Annotated in this window: 5 protein-coding genes, 5 rRNA genes and 2 pseudogenes; all 12 read left to right on the top strand. The window is 59.3% G+C overall.

The features are described from left to right. The first annotated feature begins 166 nt into the window (after positions 1 to 166). On the top strand, positions 167 to 2,218 hold the full coding sequence (locus QNO06_RS02820; RefSeq protein ID WP_227913332.1) for an alpha-1,4-glucan--maltose-1-phosphate maltosyltransferase: 2,052 nt from the start codon (positions 167 to 169) through the stop codon (positions 2,216 to 2,218). After that, positions 2,218 to 3,987 carry a maltose alpha-D-glucosyltransferase gene (treS, locus tag QNO06_RS02825; RefSeq protein ID WP_227913333.1) on the top strand — a complete coding sequence of 590 codons (1,770 nt, stop codon included), beginning with the start codon at positions 2,218 to 2,220 and terminating at the stop codon, positions 3,985 to 3,987. Before QNO06_RS02820 ends, treS begins: the two co-directional genes overlap by 1 nt. Next, positions 3,984 to 7,748: a 1,4-alpha-glucan branching protein GlgB gene (gene glgB / locus QNO06_RS02830; protein ID WP_227913334.1), complete on the top strand. Its 3,765-nt coding sequence runs from the start codon at positions 3,984 to 3,986 to the stop codon at positions 7,746 to 7,748. The genes treS and glgB overlap by 4 nt, the downstream gene beginning before the upstream one ends. Positions 7,749 to 8,193: 445 nt before the next feature. Next, positions 8,194 to 9,721 (top strand): 16S ribosomal RNA (locus tag QNO06_RS02835). A gap of 513 nt (positions 9,722 to 10,234) precedes the next feature. Next, positions 10,235 to 13,370, top strand: a 23S ribosomal RNA gene (locus QNO06_RS02840). 221 nt (positions 13,371 to 13,591) lie between these two features. Further along, a 5S ribosomal RNA gene (gene rrf, locus QNO06_RS02845) occupies positions 13,592 to 13,708 on the top strand. The 16S, 23S and 5S rRNA genes sit together here, the layout of an rRNA operon. A gap of 717 nt (positions 13,709 to 14,425) precedes the next feature. Then, positions 14,426 to 15,382, top strand: a pseudogene (locus tag QNO06_RS02850) (thioester domain-containing protein); the annotation flags it as partial. A gap of 233 nt (positions 15,383 to 15,615) precedes the next feature. After that, positions 15,616 to 15,663, top strand: a pseudogene (locus tag QNO06_RS17020) (hypothetical protein); the annotation flags it as partial. 6 nt (positions 15,664 to 15,669) lie between these two features. Beyond that, positions 15,670 to 16,158: a DUF5979 domain-containing protein gene (locus QNO06_RS02855; RefSeq protein WP_284015238.1), complete on the top strand. Its 489-nt coding sequence runs from the start codon at positions 15,670 to 15,672 to the stop codon at positions 16,156 to 16,158. 208 nt (positions 16,159 to 16,366) lie between these two features. Further along, the gene (locus QNO06_RS02860; protein WP_227912427.1) at positions 16,367 to 16,618 is read left to right on the top strand and encodes a hypothetical protein; all 252 of its coding nucleotides are present in this window, start codon (positions 16,367 to 16,369) and stop codon (positions 16,616 to 16,618) included. Positions 16,619 to 16,773: 155 nt separating this feature from the next. Continuing rightward, positions 16,774 to 18,301, top strand: a 16S ribosomal RNA gene (locus QNO06_RS02865). A gap of 513 nt (positions 18,302 to 18,814) precedes the next feature. Further along, positions 18,815 to 21,950: ribosomal RNA gene (locus QNO06_RS02870) — 23S ribosomal RNA — on the top strand. Positions 21,951 to 22,153: the final 203 nt, after the last annotated feature.

Here is a 22,153-nt window from a genome sequence, read left to right on the forward strand (position 1 = left end):
TTAGGCTAGCGCACTTCGCGGCGGCATAAACCGGAATAACTGACAAAAGCAACGGAATTTCCCGCAGGCCTTGAAAAGCAGGTGAAACCCGGGCCCACCTGCGGCGATTCCCGCAAAAAGTACGTTGCCTTAGCATTCTGCCCAAAATCTCGCTAACGTCTAGTCTGTGACCACATCCAGCGCATTGACACCAGAAGACCTGCCGCCCAAGGACCTCCGGTTTGGCCGGATACCCGTAACCAATGTGTCCCCCGTGGTTGAGTACGGCCGTTTCCCCGCCAAAGCCGTTCCGGGCGAGGACCTGGTCATCGGTGCCACCGTATTCCGCGAAGGCCATGACCTCGTGGGTGCCAGTGCCGTGCTGTACGACCCCCAGGGCAACGTTGCCGCCCGGAACCGGATGCACCCGGTCGGCCTGGGCCTGGACCGCTGGGAAGGAATGCTTCGCCCCGAAGACACCGGGCGCTGGAGTTTCGCCGTGGAGGGTTGGGCCGACCTCTACGCCACCTGGCACCACAACGCGGAAGTGAAGATTGCCGCCGGCGTCGACGTCGAACTGATGCTTACCGAAGGCCACCACCTGTTCGCAGCCGCCGCATCGGAGCGCACCGGATCCGACGCAGATGTCCTGCGGTCCGCTGCAGCAGCGCTCGCCGATACCGGACGGCCCGTCGAGGAGCGCCTGGCCGCCGCCGCCATCCCCGCGGTGACCGAAGTACTGGACCGCGATCCCATCCGCGACCTGGTCACCAGCTCTGACCGGTTCCCGATCCTGGTGGAGCGCGAACTTGCCGGCCGGGGCGCCTGGTACGAATTCTTCCCCCGCTCCGAAGGCGCGGTCCTTGATCCGGCCACACGGGAGTGGACTTCGGGAACCTTCCGCACGGCCGCCCGCAGCCTGCAGCGCGTGGCGGACATGCAGTTCGACGTGATCTACCTGCCGCCGGTCCACCCGATCGGCACCAGCCACCGCAAGGGCCCGAACAACACGCTGGTCGCCGGCCCGCAGGACCCCGGGTCGCCCTGGGCCATCGGTGCGGCCGAAGGCGGCCACGACGCCATCCACCCGGACCTGGGCACCTTCGAAGATTTTGATGCCTTCGTGGACACCGCCCGCGGGCTTGGGCTGGAAGTGGCCATCGACCTCGCCCTCCAGGCTTCCCCCGACCATCCCTGGGTGCAGAGCCACCCGGAATGGTTCACCACCCGCGTGGACGGCTCCATTGCCTACGCGGAGAACCCGCCGAAGAAGTACCAGGACATTTATCCCCTGAACTTCGACAATGACTACGAGGGCCTGGCGCAGGAGATCCTGCGCATCGTGCGCCTGTGGATCAGCCACGGCGTGCGCATCTTCCGCGTGGACAACCCGCACACCAAGCCGCTGCGCTTCTGGGAATGGCTGATCAGCACGGTCAATGACGAGTTCCCGGACGTCATTTTCCTGGCCGAGGCCTTCACCCGCCCGCCCATGATGCATGCCCTGGCCAAAGCCGGGTTCCAGCAGTCCTACAGCTACTTCACCTGGCGGAACTCCCGCAAGGAGATCGAGGACTACTTCACCGAGGTCTCCCATGACTCGGCGGCGTTCTTCCGTCCGAACTTCTTCGTCAACACCCCCGACATCCTCACCGAGTTCCTGCAGTACGGAGGCCCCGGCGCCTTCAAGATCCGTGCGGTGCTGGCGTCCACCGGCAGCCCGCTGTGGGGCGTCTACGCCGGCTACGAGCTCTTTGAACATGTGGCCCGGCCCGGGGCCGAGGAGTACATCGACAACGAAAAGTTCGAGTACAAGCAGCGTGACTTCGCTGCCGCCGAAGCAGAGGGCCGCAGCCTGGCTCCCTACATCACCCGGCTGAACGAGATCCGCCGCAGCCATCCCGCCCTGGGCGACTTGGAGAACCTGACGGTCCACTCCAGCACCGACGAGGCGACGGTGGTCTACTCCAAGCACAAGCAGGTCCGGCCCGGTGATCCGTCCAGCAGTGACACGTTGATTATCGTGGTCAATGTGGACCCCCACAGCGCCCGCGAATCCACGGTAAGCCTCGACCTCGATGCCCTTCACCTGACCCCTGCGGACTTCAACGAAGACGGCACCTTCTGGGTGGATGACCTCATCAGCGGCCAGAGCTGGCGCTGGGGAGCCCACAACTACGTCCGACTTGACGCCCATTTTGAACCCGCGCACATCCTGTCCGTTCGGAGGAACTCCTAGTGCCCAACCCGTTTCAACTGCACGCACCCGGCTTGACCAATGATCCGCATTGGTACCGCAAGGCCGTTTTTTATGAAGTACTTGTCCGCGGCTTCGCGGATGCCAACGGGGACGGATCAGGTGACTTCAGCGGCCTGATCGAAAAACTCGACTACCTGCAGTGGCTGGGCATCGACTGCCTCTGGCTGCCGCCGTTCTTCAAGTCGCCCCTGCGCGACGGCGGCTATGACATCTCCGATTACTACGACGTCCTGGACGAGTTCGGCACCATCAGCGATTTCAAGCGCCTGGTGGCCGAAGCGCATGCGCGCGGACTCCGCGTCATCATCGACCTCCCGCTGAACCACACCTCCGACAAGCACCCCTGGTTCGAGGAGTCCCGCAATGATCCGGACGGCCCCTACGGGGACTTCTACGTCTGGTCGGACACGGATGAGAAGTACGAAGACGCCCGGATCATCTTCGTGGACACCGAGGAATCGAACTGGACCTTCGACCCGGTCCGCCGGCAGTTCTTCTGGCACCGGTTCTTCAGCCACCAGCCGGACCTGAACTTCGAGAACCCCAAGGTTGTCGAGGCGATCTTCGACGTCGTCCGGTTCTGGCTGGACCAGGGCATCGACGGGTTCCGTGCGGATGCCATCCCGTACCTGTTCGAAGAAGACGGTACGAACTGCGAGAACCTGCCCGCCACGCACCGGTTCCTCAAGGACCTGCGGACCATGGTGGATGAAAACTATCCGGGCCGGGTCATCATCGCCGAAGCCAACCAGATGCCGCACGAAGTGGTGGAGTACTTCGGCGACGAGACCGGCGACGAATGCCACATGTGCTTCCACTTCCCGATCATGCCGCGGCTGTTCTACGCGCTGCGGGACCAGAAGGCAGCCCCCATCATCCAGACCATGGAGGAAACCCCGGCCATCCCGCCGGGCGCACAGTGGGGGACCTTCCTGCGCAACCATGACGAGCTGACCCTGGAAATGGTGACCAATGAGGAACGCCAGGCCATGCTCGGCTGGTACGCCCCGGATTCGCGGATGCGGGCCAACATCGGCATCCGGCGCCGGCTGGCTCCGCTGCTGGACAACTCCCGTTCCGAAATCGAACTGATCCACGCGATGCTGCTGGCCCTGCCGGGCAGCCCGTTCCTGTACTACGGGGACGAGCTGGGCATGGGCGACAACATCTGGCTCGAAGACCGGGACTCCTCGCGCACGCCCATGCAGTGGAACCCGGACCGCAACGCCGGGTTCTCCACGGCTGATCCGGGAAAGCTGTACCTGCCCGTGGTCCAGTCGCTGGTCTACCACTACAACCACGTCAACGTGGAGGCGCAGCTGGCCAGCTCCAGCTCCCTGCTGCACTGGATCCGGCAGATGATCATGGTCCGCCGGGCCCACCCTGCCTTCGGGCTGGGATCCTACCGGAACGTGCCCACGGACGCAGAGGCAGCCCTGGCCTTCGTGCGTGAGCTTCCGGACAACAACCCGGAAGGAGAGCCGGGGGAGACGATGCTGTGCATCTTCAACCTGTCCCAGCACCCTATTTCCGCGTCCATGAAGCTGCCTGAATTTGCCAACCGCGGCCTGCGCGATGCCTTCGGCGGCACTCTCTTCCCCACCATTGGGGATGACGGGGCGCTGACCCTGACCCTGGGCAGCCATGACTTCTACTGGCTGCGCCTGCGGTCGGTGAAATCCGACACCTCTTCGCCGCAGACCGAAGCTATTCCCATGATTCCAATCTCGGAGGCCGCACGGCGATGACCCAGCTGAACCCGTCCCTGCCCGAAATCCTGACGTCCTGGCTGCCCGGCCAGCGATGGTTCCCGGCCAAGGGCCGGGATGTGCTGCTGGAACGGGTCGGCGGCATCCGCCTCGAGGATCCCGACGGCGAGGTGGGCATGGAAGTGCACCTCATCGCCGTCGTCTCCGGCGACCGCCGGGATGTGATCAGCGTGCCGGTGAGCTACCGGTCAAACGCTGCGCCCGAACTCGAAGCGTCCCTGCTGGGACGGGCGCACCACGAGGAACTGGGGGAGCGGTGGCTGTACGACGCCACCGCCGACCCGGTGTTCGTCACAGCCTGGCTTGAACTCATGCGGGCCCAGGCATCATCCCTGGACGGCCACACCCACGGTTTTGCCCAGGACGGCTTCGAGGACTGGGAGCCGTTTGTGGAACCGCTGCCCACCAAGCTGCTTAAGGGTGAACAGTCCAACACCTCGGTGGTCGTACAGGCTCCCGAGGCACCGTTGATCGTCAAGTTCTACCGCGTTGTGGCCGCCGGCGTCAGCCCCGACGTCGAGGTCAGCGCCCGGTTGACCGAGGTCGGCTCGGTGGATGTGCCGGCAACGTACGGGTGGGTCACGGGCACCTGGAAGGATATTGCGGACGAAACGGGGGAAACCCTGCTGACCGGACACCTGTCGGTCCTGCGCGAATTCTTCCCCGGCAGCCAGGACGCCTGGCGGATCGCCTCCGCGGCAGCCCTTGAGGGCAGGGACTTCTCGGCAGAGGCCGAAGAGCTGGGGGCTGCCACCGGCCGGATCCACCAGCAGCTCGCGGCAGCTTTCGGCAGCCGTCCGCCGTCGGCGATTGAACGCGCAGAGTTCCTGTCCGCGCTCAGCGCCCGGATCCGGTGGGCTTGGAAAGAAGCCGGCGAAACAGTGGGTCCCTTCGCGGACGCCGTGGAGTACCTGCTGGAGCAGCTCGGAAACCTCCAGACCCTGCCCAACCTGCAGCGGATCCATGCCGATTACCACCTCGGCCAGGTGCTGCGCGCACCTGAGCGCGGCTGGATCGTCCTGGATTTCGAAGGGGAGCCGCTGCGGCCTGCCGCGGAACGAAGCGTTCCGGATGCCCCGCTGCGCGACGTCGTCGGAATGCTGCGCTCCATTGACTACGCAGCCGGCGTCGCCCTGATCGACGGCGCTGCCGGCGAAGATGCTGCCGGCGAAGAGTATGGAGCTGACGCCGTGCAGCGCAACGAGGCCGCCTACCGCTGGGCTGCGGCCGCCTCGGATGCGTTCCTGCGCGGTTACGAGAAGGAAACCGGCACCGCCATCAACCGCAGCGACCCGCTGTTCCTGGCCCTGTGGCTGGACAAGGCGCTGTACGAAGTTGTGTACGAGATTCGAAACCGTCCCCGCTGGGTCAGTGTGCCGGCTAAAGCCGTTCGGCAGATTCTGGCCCAGGCCGAGAACGCCATGCGTGCGGACGACGACAGCCAGGAAGAGAGCACCATGAATAAGCCCCGCAAGCCGCGGTCCGCAGCAGCCACCGCCGAACCCGAGGCTCCCGATGTTCCGGCTGCCGGCAACCCGGACACAGCAGCACCGGCCCCGGCGCCCGTACCCGTGACCGAAGACGTGCTGCAGGCCGTATCCGAAGGCCGCTATTACCAGCCGCACGCCGTTCTCGGTGCCCACGCAAACGAGTCCGGAACGGTGACCATCCGGACGCTGCGCCCGCTGGCGCAGGAAGTCGTTGCCGTGACGCCCGACGGGCGGCTGCCGCTTCGGCACGAGTACAACGGCATCTGGGTAGGCGCGCTTCAGGCAGGGACCCCCGGTACTGTGCCCGACTACCGGGTAGAGGTGACCTACGACGGCGGCGAACCCCAGATGTTCGACGATCCCTACCGCTTCCTGCCCTCACTGGGGGATATGGACCTGCACCTGATTGGCGAAGGCCGGCACGAAAACCTGTGGACCGTGCTCGGGGCCAACCTGCACCACTACAACTCAGTGCTCGGCGACATCCACGGCGTGAGCTTCGCCGTCTGGGCGCCCAATGCACAGGCAGTGCGCGTCAAGGGCGATTTCAACGGCTGGAACGGTGCCATTAATGCCATGCGCTCCCTCGGCGGATCCGGCGTCTGGGAGCTTTTCCTTCCCGGCGTCGAACCCGGTGCCCGCTACAAGTACGAAATCCTGGGCAGCGACGGCGTGTGGCGGGAAAAGGCCGACCCCATGGCCAAGGGCACCGAGGTGCCGCCCCTGACCGGATCCCGCGTGGTCGAGTCCACCTACACGTTTGAGGACGCCGAGTGGATGGAAGCGCGTGCAGCACGCGATCCGCACAACTCGCCCATGAGTGTGTACGAAGTGCACCTGGGCTCCTGGCGCCTGGGCCTGAACTACCGCGAGATGGCCGACCAGCTCGCGGAGTACGTGGCATGGCAGGGCTTCACCCACGTGGAATTCATGCCCGTGGCCGAACACCCGTTCGGCGGCTCCTGGGGCTACCAGGTCACCTCGTACTTTGCCCCCACCGCCCGTTTCGGGCATCCGGATGAGTTCCGCTACCTGGTGGACCGGCTCCACCAGGCCGGTATCGGCGTCATCCTGGACTGGGTGCCGGCACACTTCCCCAAGGACTCCTGGGCGCTGGCCAAGTTCGACGGCCAGACCCTCTACGAGCACGGCGATCCGCTGCGCGGCGAGCAGCCCGACTGGGGCACGCTGATCTTCGATTACGGACGCCGCGAAGTGCGCAACTTCTTGGTGGCCAATGCGCTTTACTGGCTCGAGGAGTTCCACATTGACGGCCTGCGCGTGGATGCCGTTGCATCCATGCTCTACCTCGACTATTCCCGGCCTGCGGACCAGTGGCGTCCCAACGCGTTCGGCGGACGCGAAAACCTGGAAGCGATCTCCTTCCTGCAGGAGGTCAATGCAACCGCTTACAAGCGGGTTCCGGGCATCGTGATGATCGCCGAAGAGTCCACGGCTTTCCCCGGTGTCACCCGCCCCACGAGCACGGGGGGTCTCGGGTTTGGGCTGAAATGGAACATGGGCTGGATGCACGACACCCTCGAGTACATGGCCGAAGACCCGATCAACCGCGTCTACCACCATGCCAAGCTCACGTTCTCGCTGGTTTACGCGTATACCGAGAACTTCCTGCTGCCCATCAGCCATGACGAAGTAGTGCACGGCAAGGGTTCGCTGCTGCGCAAGATGCCCGGTGACCGCTGGCAGCAGCTGGCCAACCTGCGCGCCTACCTGGCCTTCCAGTGGGCGCACCCCGGCAAGCAGTTGATCTTCATGGGCACGGAGTTCGGCCAGGAAGCGGAATGGTCCGAGCAGTACGGGCTGGACTGGTACCTGACGGATACCCCGCAGCACAAGGGCATCCAGCTGATGGTGAAGCAGCTCAACGAGATTTACCGCAACACCCCTGCCCTGTCCGACCGGGACAACGAGCCCGCCGGGTTCCAGTGGATCAATGAGAACGACGGGGCGCACAACGTCCTGTCCTTCATCCGATGGGATCATCAGGGAAATCCGTTGGTCTGCGTGGCGAACTTTGCCGGCGCTCCGCACGAGAACTTCCGGTTGGGGATGCCGTGGTCGGGGGAGTGGGTTGAAGCGCTTAACACCGACGCCGCCGAGTTTGGCGGCTCCGGTGTCGGCAATATGGGAGTGGTCCAGGCGGTTGAAGGGGCGTGCAACGGCCAGCCTGCCTCGGCCACCCTGACCGTCCCGCCGCTCGGTGTCCTGTACCTGATGCCCAAGCAGTAGTACTGCGCACCGGCGGTGAAGCCGGTGGGATCGGTTTCTGCCTGGCATGCGTAAGCGGCCAGGCAGAAACCGTGCTAAGCTTAATTCCCGCGCTGATCGAGAGGTTCGAACGGTTGTTTGTCTGGGGAGCACGTCTTCCCGCCGGTTCGCCGGATGGACAAACGTCGGTTTGACACTCACGCAGAAGCGCGGCTAAGATAGAAAAGTTGCTCCGGAGCGACGCAGGGCTTTGATCCTGATGGATCAGCCTGCTGGTGCCGGAAGCAGTCTGTTGTTTGAGAACTCAATAGTGTGCCAAGTTTATTGATACCAATTTATTTTAATTGGTTGAATCGACTGTTCCGCCCACCCCGTGGGCTGGAATGGTTTTTTTAGCTGGTTTCGAATTTAGTGCAGTGCCTGGCGGCCAATTTTCCTTGGCCCCGGCATTGTGTCTGTATGAACATTTACGGAGAGTTTGATCCTGGCTCAGGATGAACGCTGGCGGCGTGCTTAACACATGCAAGTCGAACGATGACTTCTGTGCTTGCACAGAATGATTAGTGGCGAACGGGTGAGTAACACGTGAGTAACCTGCCCTTGACTTCGGGATAAGCCTGGGAAACCGGGTCTAATACCGGATACGACGGACCACCGCATGGCGGTTCGTGGAAAGCTTTATGCGGTTTTGGATGGACTCGCGGCCTATCAGCTTGTTGGTTGGGGTAATGGCCCACCAAGGCGACGACGGGTAGCCGGCCTGAGAGGGTGACCGGCCACACTGGGACTGAGACACGGCCCAGACTCCTACGGGAGGCAGCAGTGGGGAATATTGCACAATGGGCGAAAGCCTGATGCAGCGACGCCGCGTGAGGGACGAATGCCTTCGGGTTGTAAACCTCTTTCAGCAGGGAAGAAGCGAAAGTGACGGTACCTGCAGAAGAAGCGCCGGCTAACTACGTGCCAGCAGCCGCGGTAATACGTAGGGCGCAAGCGTTATCCGGAATTATTGGGCGTAAAGAGCTCGTAGGCGGTTTGTCGCGTCTGCTGTGAAAGCCCGGGGCTCAACCCCGGGTCTGCAGTGGGTACGGGCAGACTAGAGTGATGTAGGGGAGACTGGAATTCCTGGTGTAGCGGTGAAATGCGCAGATATCAGGAGGAACACCGATGGCGAAGGCAGGTCTCTGGGCATTAACTGACGCTGAGGAGCGAAAGCATGGGGAGCGAACAGGATTAGATACCCTGGTAGTCCATGCCGTAAACGTTGGGCACTAGGTGTGGGGGACATTCCACGTTTTCCGCGCCGTAGCTAACGCATTAAGTGCCCCGCCTGGGGAGTACGGCCGCAAGGCTAAAACTCAAAGGAATTGACGGGGGCCCGCACAAGCGGCGGAGCATGCGGATTAATTCGATGCAACGCGAAGAACCTTACCAAGGCTTGACATGAACCGGTAAGACCTGGAAACAGGTCCCCCACTTGTGGCCGGTTTACAGGTGGTGCATGGTTGTCGTCAGCTCGTGTCGTGAGATGTTGGGTTAAGTCCCGCAACGAGCGCAACCCTCGTTCTATGTTGCCAGCGCGTTATGGCGGGGACTCATAGGAGACTGCCGGGGTCAACTCGGAGGAAGGTGGGGACGACGTCAAATCATCATGCCCCTTATGTCTTGGGCTTCACGCATGCTACAATGGCCGGTACAAAGGGTTGCGATACTGTGAGGTGGAGCTAATCCCAAAAAGCCGGTCTCAGTTCGGATTGAGGTCTGCAACTCGACCTCATGAAGTTGGAGTCGCTAGTAATCGCAGATCAGCAACGCTGCGGTGAATACGTTCCCGGGCCTTGTACACACCGCCCGTCAAGTCACGAAAGTTGGTAACACCCGAAGCCGGTGGCCTAACCCCTTGTGGGAGGGAGCCGTCGAAGGTGGGACCGGCGATTGGGACTAAGTCGTAACAAGGTAGCCGTACCGGAAGGTGCGGCTGGATCACCTCCTTTCTAAGGAGCACCTCGAAGCGGATGTCCTTCCACAGTGTTGGATGTGTGCTTTGCAGGAGATGCCCATGTCGGAAGCATATGTTTTCCGGTGGGTGCTCAAGGGTGGAATATCAATGGATAGGCGCCGGCATGATTGCCTGGCATCAGTGAGTACGTTCCCTTTGGGGTTCTGGAAAGCGGTGCGGGCAGGTTACCGGTTGACCGTTTGGCACACTGTTGGGTCCTGAGACAACAGGGCTGTGGGGCTTCTTCCCTCTTTGAGGGGGTGGGGGTGTTCATGGTTGTGGTTTGTTTCTGTTTGTTCCTGCGCATGCCGGGTACATCACGGGTGCCGGTTCCCTTTGGGGGGCTGGTTGGTGGTGGGGATGGGTGTGACGGGGTTGTTGTTTGAGAACTACATAGTGGACGCGAGCATCTTAAAAATTATTAAGTGCAATTTCAGATAAACCTGGTGACCGGTTTTTACCGGCCTCCATGGTTTTCTCGATAGCGATATTAATTATTGATCTTTGTGGTCAAGTTTTTAAGGGCACACGGTGGATGCCTTGGCATCAGGAGCCGAAGAAGGACGTAGGAATCTGCGATAAGCCTGGGGGAGTTGATAACCGAACTTTGATCCCAGGATGTCCGAATGGGGAAACCCCGCCCGGCGCGCGAGTGACCGGGTGACCCGCATCTGAACACATAGGGTGCGTGGAGGGAACGTGGGGAAGTGAAACATCTCAGTACCCACAGGAAGAGAAAACAACAGTGATTCCGTTAGTAGTGGCGAGCGAACGCGGAAGAGGCTAAACCAGTGGTGTGTGATAGCCGGCGGGCGTTGCATCACTGGGGTTGCGGGACTTTCCGTACCGATTCTGCCGGATTGGTGAAGTGAGTGCAGGTGCATAGGTGAACTGGTTTGAAAGCCAGGCCGTAGAGGGTGTTAGCCCCGTAACCGGAATGTATGCTGCCGCTTGGAGAGGATCCCAAGTAGCACGGGGCCCGAGAAATCCCGTGCGAATCTGCCAGGACCACCTGGTAAGCCTAAATACTCCCTGATGACCGATAGCGGACAAGTACCGTGAGGGAAAGGTGAAAAGTACCCCGGGAGGGGAGTGAAATAGTACCTGAAACCGTGTGCCTACAAACCGTTGGAGCAGCTCTGATTGCTGTGACAGCGTGCCTTTTGAAGAATGAGCCTGCGAGTTAGTGTTACGTCGCGAGGTTAACCCGTGTGGGGAAGCCGTAGCGAAAGCGAGTCTGAATAGGGCGATGCAGTGGCGTGATCTAGACCCGAAGCGGAGTGATCTACCCATGGCCAGGTTGAAGCGACGGTAAGACGTCGTGGAGGACCGAACCCACTTCAGTTGAAAATGGAGGGGATGAGCTGTGGGTAGGGGTGAAAGGCCAATCAAACTCCGTGATAGCTGGTTCTCCCCGAAATGCATTTAGGTGCAGCGTTGCGTGTTTCTTACCGGAGGTAGAGCTACTGGATGGCTAATGGGCCCTACAAGGTTACTGACGTCAGCCAAACTCCGAATGCCGGTAAGTCAGAGCGCAGCAGTGAGACTGTGGGGGATAAGCTTCATAGTCGAGAGGGAAACAGCCCAGACCACCAACTAAGGCCCCTAAGCGTGTGCTAAGTGGGAAAGGATGTGGAGTTGCCCAGACAACCAGGAGGTTGGCTTAGAAGCAGCCACCCTTGAAAGAGTGCGTAATAGCTCACTGGTCAAGTGATTCCGCGCCGACAATGTAGCGGGGCTCAAGTACACCGCCGAAGTTGTGGCATTCAGATATTAGATAAGCCTTCGTGGTTCAGTCGTCTGGATGGGTAGGGGAGCGTCGTGTGGGCAGTGAAGCAGCGGTGTAAACCAGTTGTGGAGCCTACACGAGTGAGAATGCAGGCATGAGTAGCGAAAGACGGGTGAGAAACCCGTCCGCCGAATGATCAAGGGTTCCAGGGTCAAGCTAATCTGCCCTGGGTAAGTCGGGACCTAAGGCGAGGCCGACAGGCGTAGTCGATGGACAACGGGTTGATATTCCCGTACCGGCGAAAAACCGCCCATACCAAGCAGGGGACACTAACCGTCCGGAGCCTGCCCGAGCATCCTTGTGGTGTGAGGGTTTTGGCCGAGCACGGGACCTGATCCTGGGAGGTAAGCGTATTAACAGGTGTGACGCAGGAAGGTAGCCGGGCCAGGCGATGGTTGACCTGGTCTAAGGATGTAGGGTCCGTGATAGGTAAATCCGTCACGGTGTCTTTGATGACGTGCCTGAGATCTGACGGGACTCCCTCACGGGGGGATCCGGTGATCCTATGCTGCCTAGAAAAGCATCGGCGCGAGGTTTTAGCCGCCCGTACCCCAAACCGACACAGGTGATCAGGTAGAGAATACTAAGGCGATCGAGAGAATTATGGTTAAGGAACTCGGCAAAATGCCCCCGTAACTTCGGGAGAAGGGGGGCCCCAACCTTGATGGACACTTGCTGTCCGGAGGGGATCGGGGCCGCAGAGACCAGGGGGAAGCGACTGTTTACTAAAAACACAGGTCCGTGCGAAGTCGCAAGACGATGTATACGGACTGACTCCTGCCCGGTGCTGGAAGGTTAAGAGGACCGGTTAGCCCTTACGGGCGAAGCTGGGAATTTAAGCCCCAGTAAACGGCGGTGGTAACTATAACCATCCTAAGGTAGCGAAATTCCTTGTCGGGTAAGTTCCGACCTGCACGAATGGAGTAACGACTTCCCCGCTGTCTCAACCATAAACTCGGCGAAATTGCAGTACGAGTAAAGATGCTCGTTACGCGCAGCAGGACGGAAAGACCCCGAGACCTTTACTATAGTTTGGTATTGGTGTTCGGTGTGGCTTGTGTAGGATAGGTGGGAGACTGTGAGACCCGGACGCCAGTTCGGGTGGAGTCATCGTTGAAATACCACTCTGGTCATACTGGATATCTAACTTCGGCCCGTAATCCGGGTCAGGGACAGTGCCTGATGGGTAGTTTAACTGGGGCGGTTGCCTCCTAAAGAGTAACGGAGGCGCCCAAAGGTTCCCTCAGCCTGGTTGGCAATCAGGTGTCGAGTGTAAGTGCACAAGGGAGCTTGACTGTGAGAGAGACATCTCGAGCAGGGACGAAAGTCGGGACTAGTGATCCGGCGGTACATTGTGGAATGGCCGTCGCTCAACGGATAAAAGGTACCTCGGGGATAACAGGCTGATCTTGCCCAAGAGTCCATATCGACGGCATGGTTTGGCACCTCGATGTCGGCTCGTCGCATCCTGGGGCTGGAGTAGGTCCCAAGGGTTGGGCTGTTCGCCCATTAAAGCGGTACGCGAGCTGGGTTTAGAACGTCGTGAGACAGTTCGGTCCCTATCCGCTGCGCGCGCAGGAAATTTGAGAAGGGCTGTCCTTAGTACGAGAGGACCGGGACGGACGAACCTCTGGTGTGTCAGTTGTACTGCCAAGTGCACCGCTGATTAGCTACGTTCGGATGGGATAACCGCTGAAAGCATCTAAGCGGGAAGCCCGCTTCGAGATGAGATTTCCATACACCTTGTGTGTGAGAGGCCCCCAGCCAGACCACTGGGTTGATAGGCCGGATGTGGAAGCGGGGACTAAAGACCCGTGAAGCTGACCGGTACTAATAGGCCGATAACTTACACCACATCAACACCTGGGGAAACACGACTTCAAACGGTTTCCCAATGTAGAGGGTGTTGTGATCATGCTGCTTGCGTCCACTATGTGGTTCCCGGACAACAACCCGTCAAGGGTTGTTCCCCTGGGAACAATAACTGAATATTACTTACGTCTGATTTTTTGATGTTCGTGACCATTGTTTTCCCCACGCACACTGTTTTTGGGTGTGTGGTGCGGGTGGAAGGGTTACGGCGGTCATAGCGTGGGGGAAACGCCCGGTCCCATTCCGAACCCGGAAGCTAAGACCCACAGCGCCGATGGTACTGCATCCGGGAGGGTGTGGGAGAGTAGGTCACCGCCGGACAAATTGTGGGGTGAGGCCCGTACCAGTGTTGGTACGGGCCTCACCTGTTTAACCCGCCAACCCTAGTCCCGGGGTCCGGTCCCGAGCGGCCGGCCCGGGATCCCCCTGCAAGCCCGTACCGTTCCTGGTGCGGGCTTTTGTGTTTATATTCATGCGCCTACACGCCGGCCCCGGTACCCGTGAACCGCAAGCGAATGCAGCTCGCAGGGCACTACTTCTGGGAAAAACGGCTTTCCAGAGGTGCGTCTGTTGGCTCCTATTTTTACGTCTCTTCGATCCCCGCTATAGCCTCTCGAACTTGGGGCGCAGTGCGTCCCTTGCAGCCCCTCGGGTCAGCTGGAGAGAGGATTCAAGACTTATGAGGCAAAGAACAGCATTTACACCGGGTGGGGGAGTACGAAGGAGGATGCGCCGGCGCCTCGGCTATCCGCTCGCCATTCTGGGAGCCCTGGTCATACTTCTGCTCTCGACTGTTGCACCGCTCAGGCCGTCTTTTCCGGCCCGCAGCCTGGAGGGGCGGTTCCCAATGCCGATGTCGAGGTCACCATGACAGGGACCGGTCCGGGCCAAGGCGTGACTGGAGGCCTTCCGCCTGCTGGCCAGGCATTCGATCCCACTTCTGGATATCCGAGCGACCTTCCTGCGGGTTACGTCCGGACAGATGAGCCCTTTGCCGGTGTCATCACGACGGTGGATGGCGAGGGCAATACGCAACAGATGTATTGCATCGACATCCGTAACCCCACCTATACGGGGCTCGGGTACGAGAACGGTAGCTGGGATGAGTCCAACGTCCCCAACATCGGCTACGTGAACCGCGTATTGAACAGCTACTATCCGGACCAGCCAGGGCTTCCGGAAGCGGCTAACGACAACATCCGGGCCGCAGCAGTCCAGGCTGCAGTCTGGTTCTTCAGTGACGGCTACGTGCTTGAGGACACGGATTCCATCCGGGCACTCACCGCGCAGATTGTCACCGACGTCCTGGCCGCGGGACCGCTCACTGAACCTCCCGCTCCAGATGTCAGCATTACGCCCCCGGTAGCTGCAGGTCCTGTGGACGGAGTGGCGGGTCCCTTCACGGTCACGTCCGGCACGGTTACGGAGCTCACCGTTGGAGTTACCCCGGGATACACCCTTTACACCGACGCGGCGGGAACCGTCCCCCTTGTAGGGACAACTGTGCCGGCAGGAACGCAGTTGTGGGTACGGAACACTGCGCAGACAACCGATCCGGCGCAGCTCACTGCCACGGCAGTGGTTCCCGTACAAACGGCAAACGTTTATCTCTATGCCGGCACTAATCCACAGGTCACAACGGCGCAGAAACTCATTCTGGCGGCGGATTCGCAGGTTGAATCAAACGCACAGGCGACGGCCGAGTTCTTCATTCCGGGCGACTTGGTGGTCAATAAGATTTTCGCCGGAGAAGGTGCCGGACTGCAGGGTGCCATTACCCTGAACGTTACCTGCGGGGCTGCGGGTGTTTTCGTCATTGAAATCCCGGCCGGTACCGCAGCAACGGTATCCCAGACCATTCCCAACCTGCCGGTCGGTACGGTCTGTGAGGTGAGTGAGCCGGTGACGGGATCCAACACACAGGTGACTGTCACACCGGTTCTGCCGGGTACGGTCACTATTACCGCCAACGGACCGAACGTGCTCGACGTAGCCAACACTGTGGACCTCAATCCGGGGTCCTTGACCGTTGTGAAGTCGGTGAGGGGCGCCGCCGCCGGCCTGCAGGGTGATATCACGGTGATAGTGACCTGCGATGCCGTGGGTATCGAAGAAGCCCTCACCATTCCGGCGGGCAGCGCTGCAGGTGACTACGCGGGAACGATCACCGACATTCCCGCGGGCACTGGATCACCGACATTCCCGCGGGCACTGCATGCACGGTCACGGTGCCCCAAACCGGTGCTACCGAACTGGTGGCGTTGGCCACCGGTCTTCCGGAAGTGGTTGAGATCCAGCCGGGCGGTGACGTCCAGGCGCTGGTCACCAATGACGTGTCCAACGTCTACGGTTCACTCGTGCTGACCAAAACCATCACCGGCCCGGGAGCAGGTCTCCAAAGCGACGTGCGGATTGTTGTCACTTGCGGGGATTCATTCACTGAGGAGATCCTCATTCCGGCGGGAACCCAGGCAGGAGACCAGATCACCGCGTTTGACCGTGTGCCGGCCGGCAGCTCGTGCACAGTCACTGAACCCGCCTCTGGCGCGAATTCCTCGGTGACGGTGGATTCGGTTCTCCCGGAAACGGTCACGGTCCTAGGCGGCGCATCCGTCAACGCGGAGGTCACGAACACGTACTCCGTGCTGGGCAGGGACGCACTGGCGAAAACCGGCGTGAACGGCGCTAACTGGGTGTGGACTGCCGGTATCTGCATTCTGGCTCTTGGCACCTTCCTCGTTTTCGTTTCGGTTCGGCGCCGAACCCAGTAGCGGAACCCGCCGTTTGAACCAGGATTGCCCGCAGCTCCATGCCGGAGCTGCGGGCAGTCCCGCGTCCGGAGGGCATTGCCGTATGACGGATGGATACCTCGGAGACGGGGCGCCGGGCGTCACCTCCCGACGAGTTGCACCGGCGGGAGAACCTGTGTAAAGTCTTCTAAGTCGCCGCGGCCGGGACGCTGAAATAAGCGCCCGAAGCATGGCGGCCAAACCCACCAAAAAACAGAGTTTCTCTGGTGCGCCCTTCACGGGGCCGGCAGGAAAGACTCCGGCTTTTTGCTGGGCCGGAACGGCGGTTGACACGCTTTCCCGGGCTTCCGATAAGGAAAACCGGGAATTGCGGAAAACGCCGGAATGGAATAAGATGGAAAACCTTGCAGCGAAGAAGAAAAGGAAAACATTGTTTTCCCGAGTATTTTCGGATTGCGTCTGTTGTTTGAGAACTCAATAGTGTGCCAAGTTTATTGATACCAATTTATTTTAATTGGTTGAATCGACTGTTCCGCCCACCCCGTGGGCTGGAATGGTTTTTTTAGCTGGTTTCGAATTTAGTGCAGTGCCTGGCGGCCAATTTTCCTTGGCCCCGGCATTGTGTCTGTATGAACATTTACGGAGAGTTTGATCCTGGCTCAGGATGAACGCTGGCGGCGTGCTTAACACATGCAAGTCGAACGATGACTTCTGTGCTTGCACAGAATGATTAGTGGCGAACGGGTGAGTAACACGTGAGTAACCTGCCCTTGACTTCGGGATAAGCCTGGGAAACCGGGTCTAATACCGGATACGACGGACCACCGCATGGCGGTTCGTGGAAAGCTTTATGCGGTTTTGGATGGACTCGCGGCCTATCAGCTTGTTGGTTGGGGTAATGGCCCACCAAGGCGACGACGGGTAGCCGGCCTGAGAGGGTGACCGGCCACACTGGGACTGAGACACGGCCCAGACTCCTACGGGAGGCAGCAGTGGGGAATATTGCACAATGGGCGAAAGCCTGATGCAGCGACGCCGCGTGAGGGACGAATGCCTTCGGGTTGTAAACCTCTTTCAGCAGGGAAGAAGCGAAAGTGACGGTACCTGCAGAAGAAGCGCCGGCTAACTACGTGCCAGCAGCCGCGGTAATACGTAGGGCGCAAGCGTTATCCGGAATTATTGGGCGTAAAGAGCTCGTAGGCGGTTTGTCGCGTCTGCTGTGAAAGCCCGGGGCTCAACCCCGGGTCTGCAGTGGGTACGGGCAGACTAGAGTGATGTAGGGGAGACTGGAATTCCTGGTGTAGCGGTGAAATGCGCAGATATCAGGAGGAACACCGATGGCGAAGGCAGGTCTCTGGGCATTAACTGACGCTGAGGAGCGAAAGCATGGGGAGCGAACAGGATTAGATACCCTGGTAGTCCATGCCGTAAACGTTGGGCACTAGGTGTGGGGGACATTCCACGTTTTCCGCGCCGTAGCTAACGCATTAAGTGCCCCGCCTGGGGAGTACGGCCGCAAGGCTAAAACTCAAAGGAATTGACGGGGGCCCGCACAAGCGGCGGAGCATGCGGATTAATTCGATGCAACGCGAAGAACCTTACCAAGGCTTGACATGAACCGGTAAGACCTGGAAACAGGTCCCCCACTTGTGGCCGGTTTACAGGTGGTGCATGGTTGTCGTCAGCTCGTGTCGTGAGATGTTGGGTTAAGTCCCGCAACGAGCGCAACCCTCGTTCTATGTTGCCAGCGCGTTATGGCGGGGACTCATAGGAGACTGCCGGGGTCAACTCGGAGGAAGGTGGGGACGACGTCAAATCATCATGCCCCTTATGTCTTGGGCTTCACGCATGCTACAATGGCCGGTACAAAGGGTTGCGATACTGTGAGGTGGAGCTAATCCCAAAAAGCCGGTCTCAGTTCGGATTGAGGTCTGCAACTCGACCTCATGAAGTTGGAGTCGCTAGTAATCGCAGATCAGCAACGCTGCGGTGAATACGTTCCCGGGCCTTGTACACACCGCCCGTCAAGTCACGAAAGTTGGTAACACCCGAAGCCGGTGGCCTAACCCCTTGTGGGAGGGAGCCGTCGAAGGTGGGACCGGCGATTGGGACTAAGTCGTAACAAGGTAGCCGTACCGGAAGGTGCGGCTGGATCACCTCCTTTCTAAGGAGCACCTCGAAGCGGATGTCCTTCCACAGTGTTGGATGTGTGCTTTGCAGGAGATGCCCATGTCGGAAGCATATGTTTTCCGGTGGGTGCTCAAGGGTGGAATATCAATGGATAGGCGCCGGCATGATTGCCTGGCATCAGTGAGTACGTTCCCTTTGGGGTTCTGGAAAGCGGTGCGGGCAGGTTACCGGTTGACCGTTTGGCACACTGTTGGGTCCTGAGACAACAGGGCTGTGGGGCTTCTTCCCTCTTTGAGGGGGTGGGGGTGTTCATGGTTGTGGTTTGTTTCTGTTTGTTCCTGCGCATGCCGGGTACATCACGGGTGCCGGTTCCCTTTGGGGGGCTGGTTGGTGGTGGGGATGGGTGTGACGGGGTTGTTGTTTGAGAACTACATAGTGGACGCGAGCATCTTAAAAATTATTAAGTGCAATTTCAGATAAACCTGGTGACCGGTTTTTACCGGCCTCCATGGTTTTCTCGATAGCGATATTAATTATTGATCTTTGTGGTCAAGTTTTTAAGGGCACACGGTGGATGCCTTGGCATCAGGAGCCGAAGAAGGACGTAGGAATCTGCGATAAGCCTGGGGGAGTTGATAACCGAACTTTGATCCCAGGATGTCCGAATGGGGAAACCCCGCCCGGCGCGCGAGTGACCGGGTGACCCGCATCTGAACACATAGGGTGCGTGGAGGGAACGTGGGGAAGTGAAACATCTCAGTACCCACAGGAAGAGAAAACAACAGTGATTCCGTTAGTAGTGGCGAGCGAACGCGGAAGAGGCTAAACCAGTGGTGTGTGATAGCCGGCGGGCGTTGCATCACTGGGGTTGCGGGACTTTCCGTACCGATTCTGCCGGATTGGTGAAGTGAGTGCAGGTGCATAGGTGAACTGGTTTGAAAGCCAGGCCGTAGAGGGTGTTAGCCCCGTAACCGGAATGTATGCTGCCGCTTGGAGAGGATCCCAAGTAGCACGGGGCCCGAGAAATCCCGTGCGAATCTGCCAGGACCACCTGGTAAGCCTAAATACTCCCTGATGACCGATAGCGGACAAGTACCGTGAGGGAAAGGTGAAAAGTACCCCGGGAGGGGAGTGAAATAGTACCTGAAACCGTGTGCCTACAAACCGTTGGAGCAGCTCTGATTGCTGTGACAGCGTGCCTTTTGAAGAATGAGCCTGCGAGTTAGTGTTACGTCGCGAGGTTAACCCGTGTGGGGAAGCCGTAGCGAAAGCGAGTCTGAATAGGGCGATGCAGTGGCGTGATCTAGACCCGAAGCGGAGTGATCTACCCATGGCCAGGTTGAAGCGACGGTAAGACGTCGTGGAGGACCGAACCCACTTCAGTTGAAAATGGAGGGGATGAGCTGTGGGTAGGGGTGAAAGGCCAATCAAACTCCGTGATAGCTGGTTCTCCCCGAAATGCATTTAGGTGCAGCGTTGCGTGTTTCTTACCGGAGGTAGAGCTACTGGATGGCTAATGGGCCCTACAAGGTTACTGACGTCAGCCAAACTCCGAATGCCGGTAAGTCAGAGCGCAGCAGTGAGACTGTGGGGGATAAGCTTCATAGTCGAGAGGGAAACAGCCCAGACCACCAACTAAGGCCCCTAAGCGTGTGCTAAGTGGGAAAGGATGTGGAGTTGCCCAGACAACCAGGAGGTTGGCTTAGAAGCAGCCACCCTTGAAAGAGTGCGTAATAGCTCACTGGTCAAGTGATTCCGCGCCGACAATGTAGCGGGGCTCAAGTACACCGCCGAAGTTGTGGCATTCAGATATTAGATAAGCCTTCGTGGTTCAGTCGTCTGGATGGGTAGGGGAGCGTCGTGTGGGCAGTGAAGCAGCGGTGTAAACCAGTTGTGGAGCCTACACGAGTGAGAATGCAGGCATGAGTAGCGAAAGACGGGTGAGAAACCCGTCCGCCGAATGATCAAGGGTTCCAGGGTCAAGCTAATCTGCCCTGGGTAAGTCGGGACCTAAGGCGAGGCCGACAGGCGTAGTCGATGGACAACGGGTTGATATTCCCGTACCGGCGAAAAACCGCCCATACCAAGCAGGGGACACTAACCGTCCGGAGCCTGCCCGAGCATCCTTGTGGTGTGAGGGTTTTGGCCGAGCACGGGACCTGATCCTGGGAGGTAAGCGTATTAACAGGTGTGACGCAGGAAGGTAGCCGGGCCAGGCGATGGTTGACCTGGTCTAAGGATGTAGGGTCCGTGATAGGTAAATCCGTCACGGTGTCTTTGATGACGTGCCTGAGATCTGACGGGACTCCCTCACGGGGGGATCCGGTGATCCTATGCTGCCTAGAAAAGCATCGGCGCGAGGTTTTAGCCGCCCGTACCCCAAACCGACACAGGTGATCAGGTAGAGAATACTAAGGCGATCGAGAGAATTATGGTTAAGGAACTCGGCAAAATGCCCCCGTAACTTCGGGAGAAGGGGGGCCCCAACCTTGATGGACACTTGCTGTCCGGAGGGGATCGGGGCCGCAGAGACCAGGGGGAAGCGACTGTTTACTAAAAACACAGGTCCGTGCGAAGTCGCAAGACGATGTATACGGACTGACTCCTGCCCGGTGCTGGAAGGTTAAGAGGACCGGTTAGCCCTTACGGGCGAAGCTGGGAATTTAAGCCCCAGTAAACGGCGGTGGTAACTATAACCATCCTAAGGTAGCGAAATTCCTTGTCGGGTAAGTTCCGACCTGCACGAATGGAGTAACGACTTCCCCGCTGTCTCAACCATAAACTCGGCGAAATTGCAGTACGAGTAAAGATGCTCGTTACGCGCAGCAGGACGGAAAGACCCCGAGACCTTTACTATAGTTTGGTATTGGTGTTCGGTGTGGCTTGTGTAGGATAGGTGGGAGACTGTGAGACCCGGACGCCAGTTCGGGTGGAGTCATCGTTGAAATACCACTCTGGTCATACTGGATATCTAACTTCGGCCCGTAATCCGGGTCAGGGACAGTGCCTGATGGGTAGTTTAACTGGGGCGGTTGCCTCCTAAAGAGTAACGGAGGCGCCCAAAGGTTCCCTCAGCCTGGTTGGCAATCAGGTGTCGAGTGTAAGTGCACAAGGGAGCTTGACTGTGAGAGAGACATCTCGAGCAGGGACGAAAGTCGGGACTAGTGATCCGGCGGTACATTGTGGAATGGCCGTCGCTCAACGGATAAAAGGTACCTCGGGGATAACAGGCTGATCTTGCCCAAGAGTCCATATCGACGGCATGGTTTGGCACCTCGATGTCGGCTCGTCGCATCCTGGGGCTGGAGTAGGTCCCAAGGGTTGGGCTGTTCGCCCATTAAAGCGGTACGCGAGCTGGGTTTAGAACGTCGTGAGACAGTTCGGTCCCTATCCGCTGCGCGCGCAGGAAATTTGAGAAGGGCTGTCCTTAGTACGAGAGGACCGGGACGGACGAACCTCTGGTGTGTCAGTTGTACTGCCAAGTGCACCGCTGATTAGCTACGTTCGGATGGGATAACCGCTGAAAGCATCTAAGCGGGAAGCCCGCTTCGAGATGAGATTTCCATACACCTTGTGTGTGAGAGGCCCCCAGCCAGACCACTGGGTTGATAGGCCGGATGTGGAAGCGGGGACTAAAGACCCGTGAAGCTGACCGGTACTAATAGGCCGATAACTTACACCACATCAACACCTGGGGAAACACGACTTCAAACGGTTTCCCAATGTAGAGGGTGTTGTGATCATGCTGCTTGCGTCCACTATGTGGTTCCCGGACAACAACCCGTCAAGGGTTGTTCCCCTGGGAACAATAACTGAATATTACTTACGTCTGATTTTTTGATGTTCGTGACCATTGTTTTCCCCACGCACACTGTTTTTGGGTGTG

Origin of the sequence: Arthrobacter sp. zg-Y20, from assembly GCF_030142075.1 — a bacterium.
In the GTDB taxonomy this organism is placed as follows: Bacteria; Actinomycetota; Actinomycetes; order Actinomycetales; family Micrococcaceae; genus Arthrobacter_B.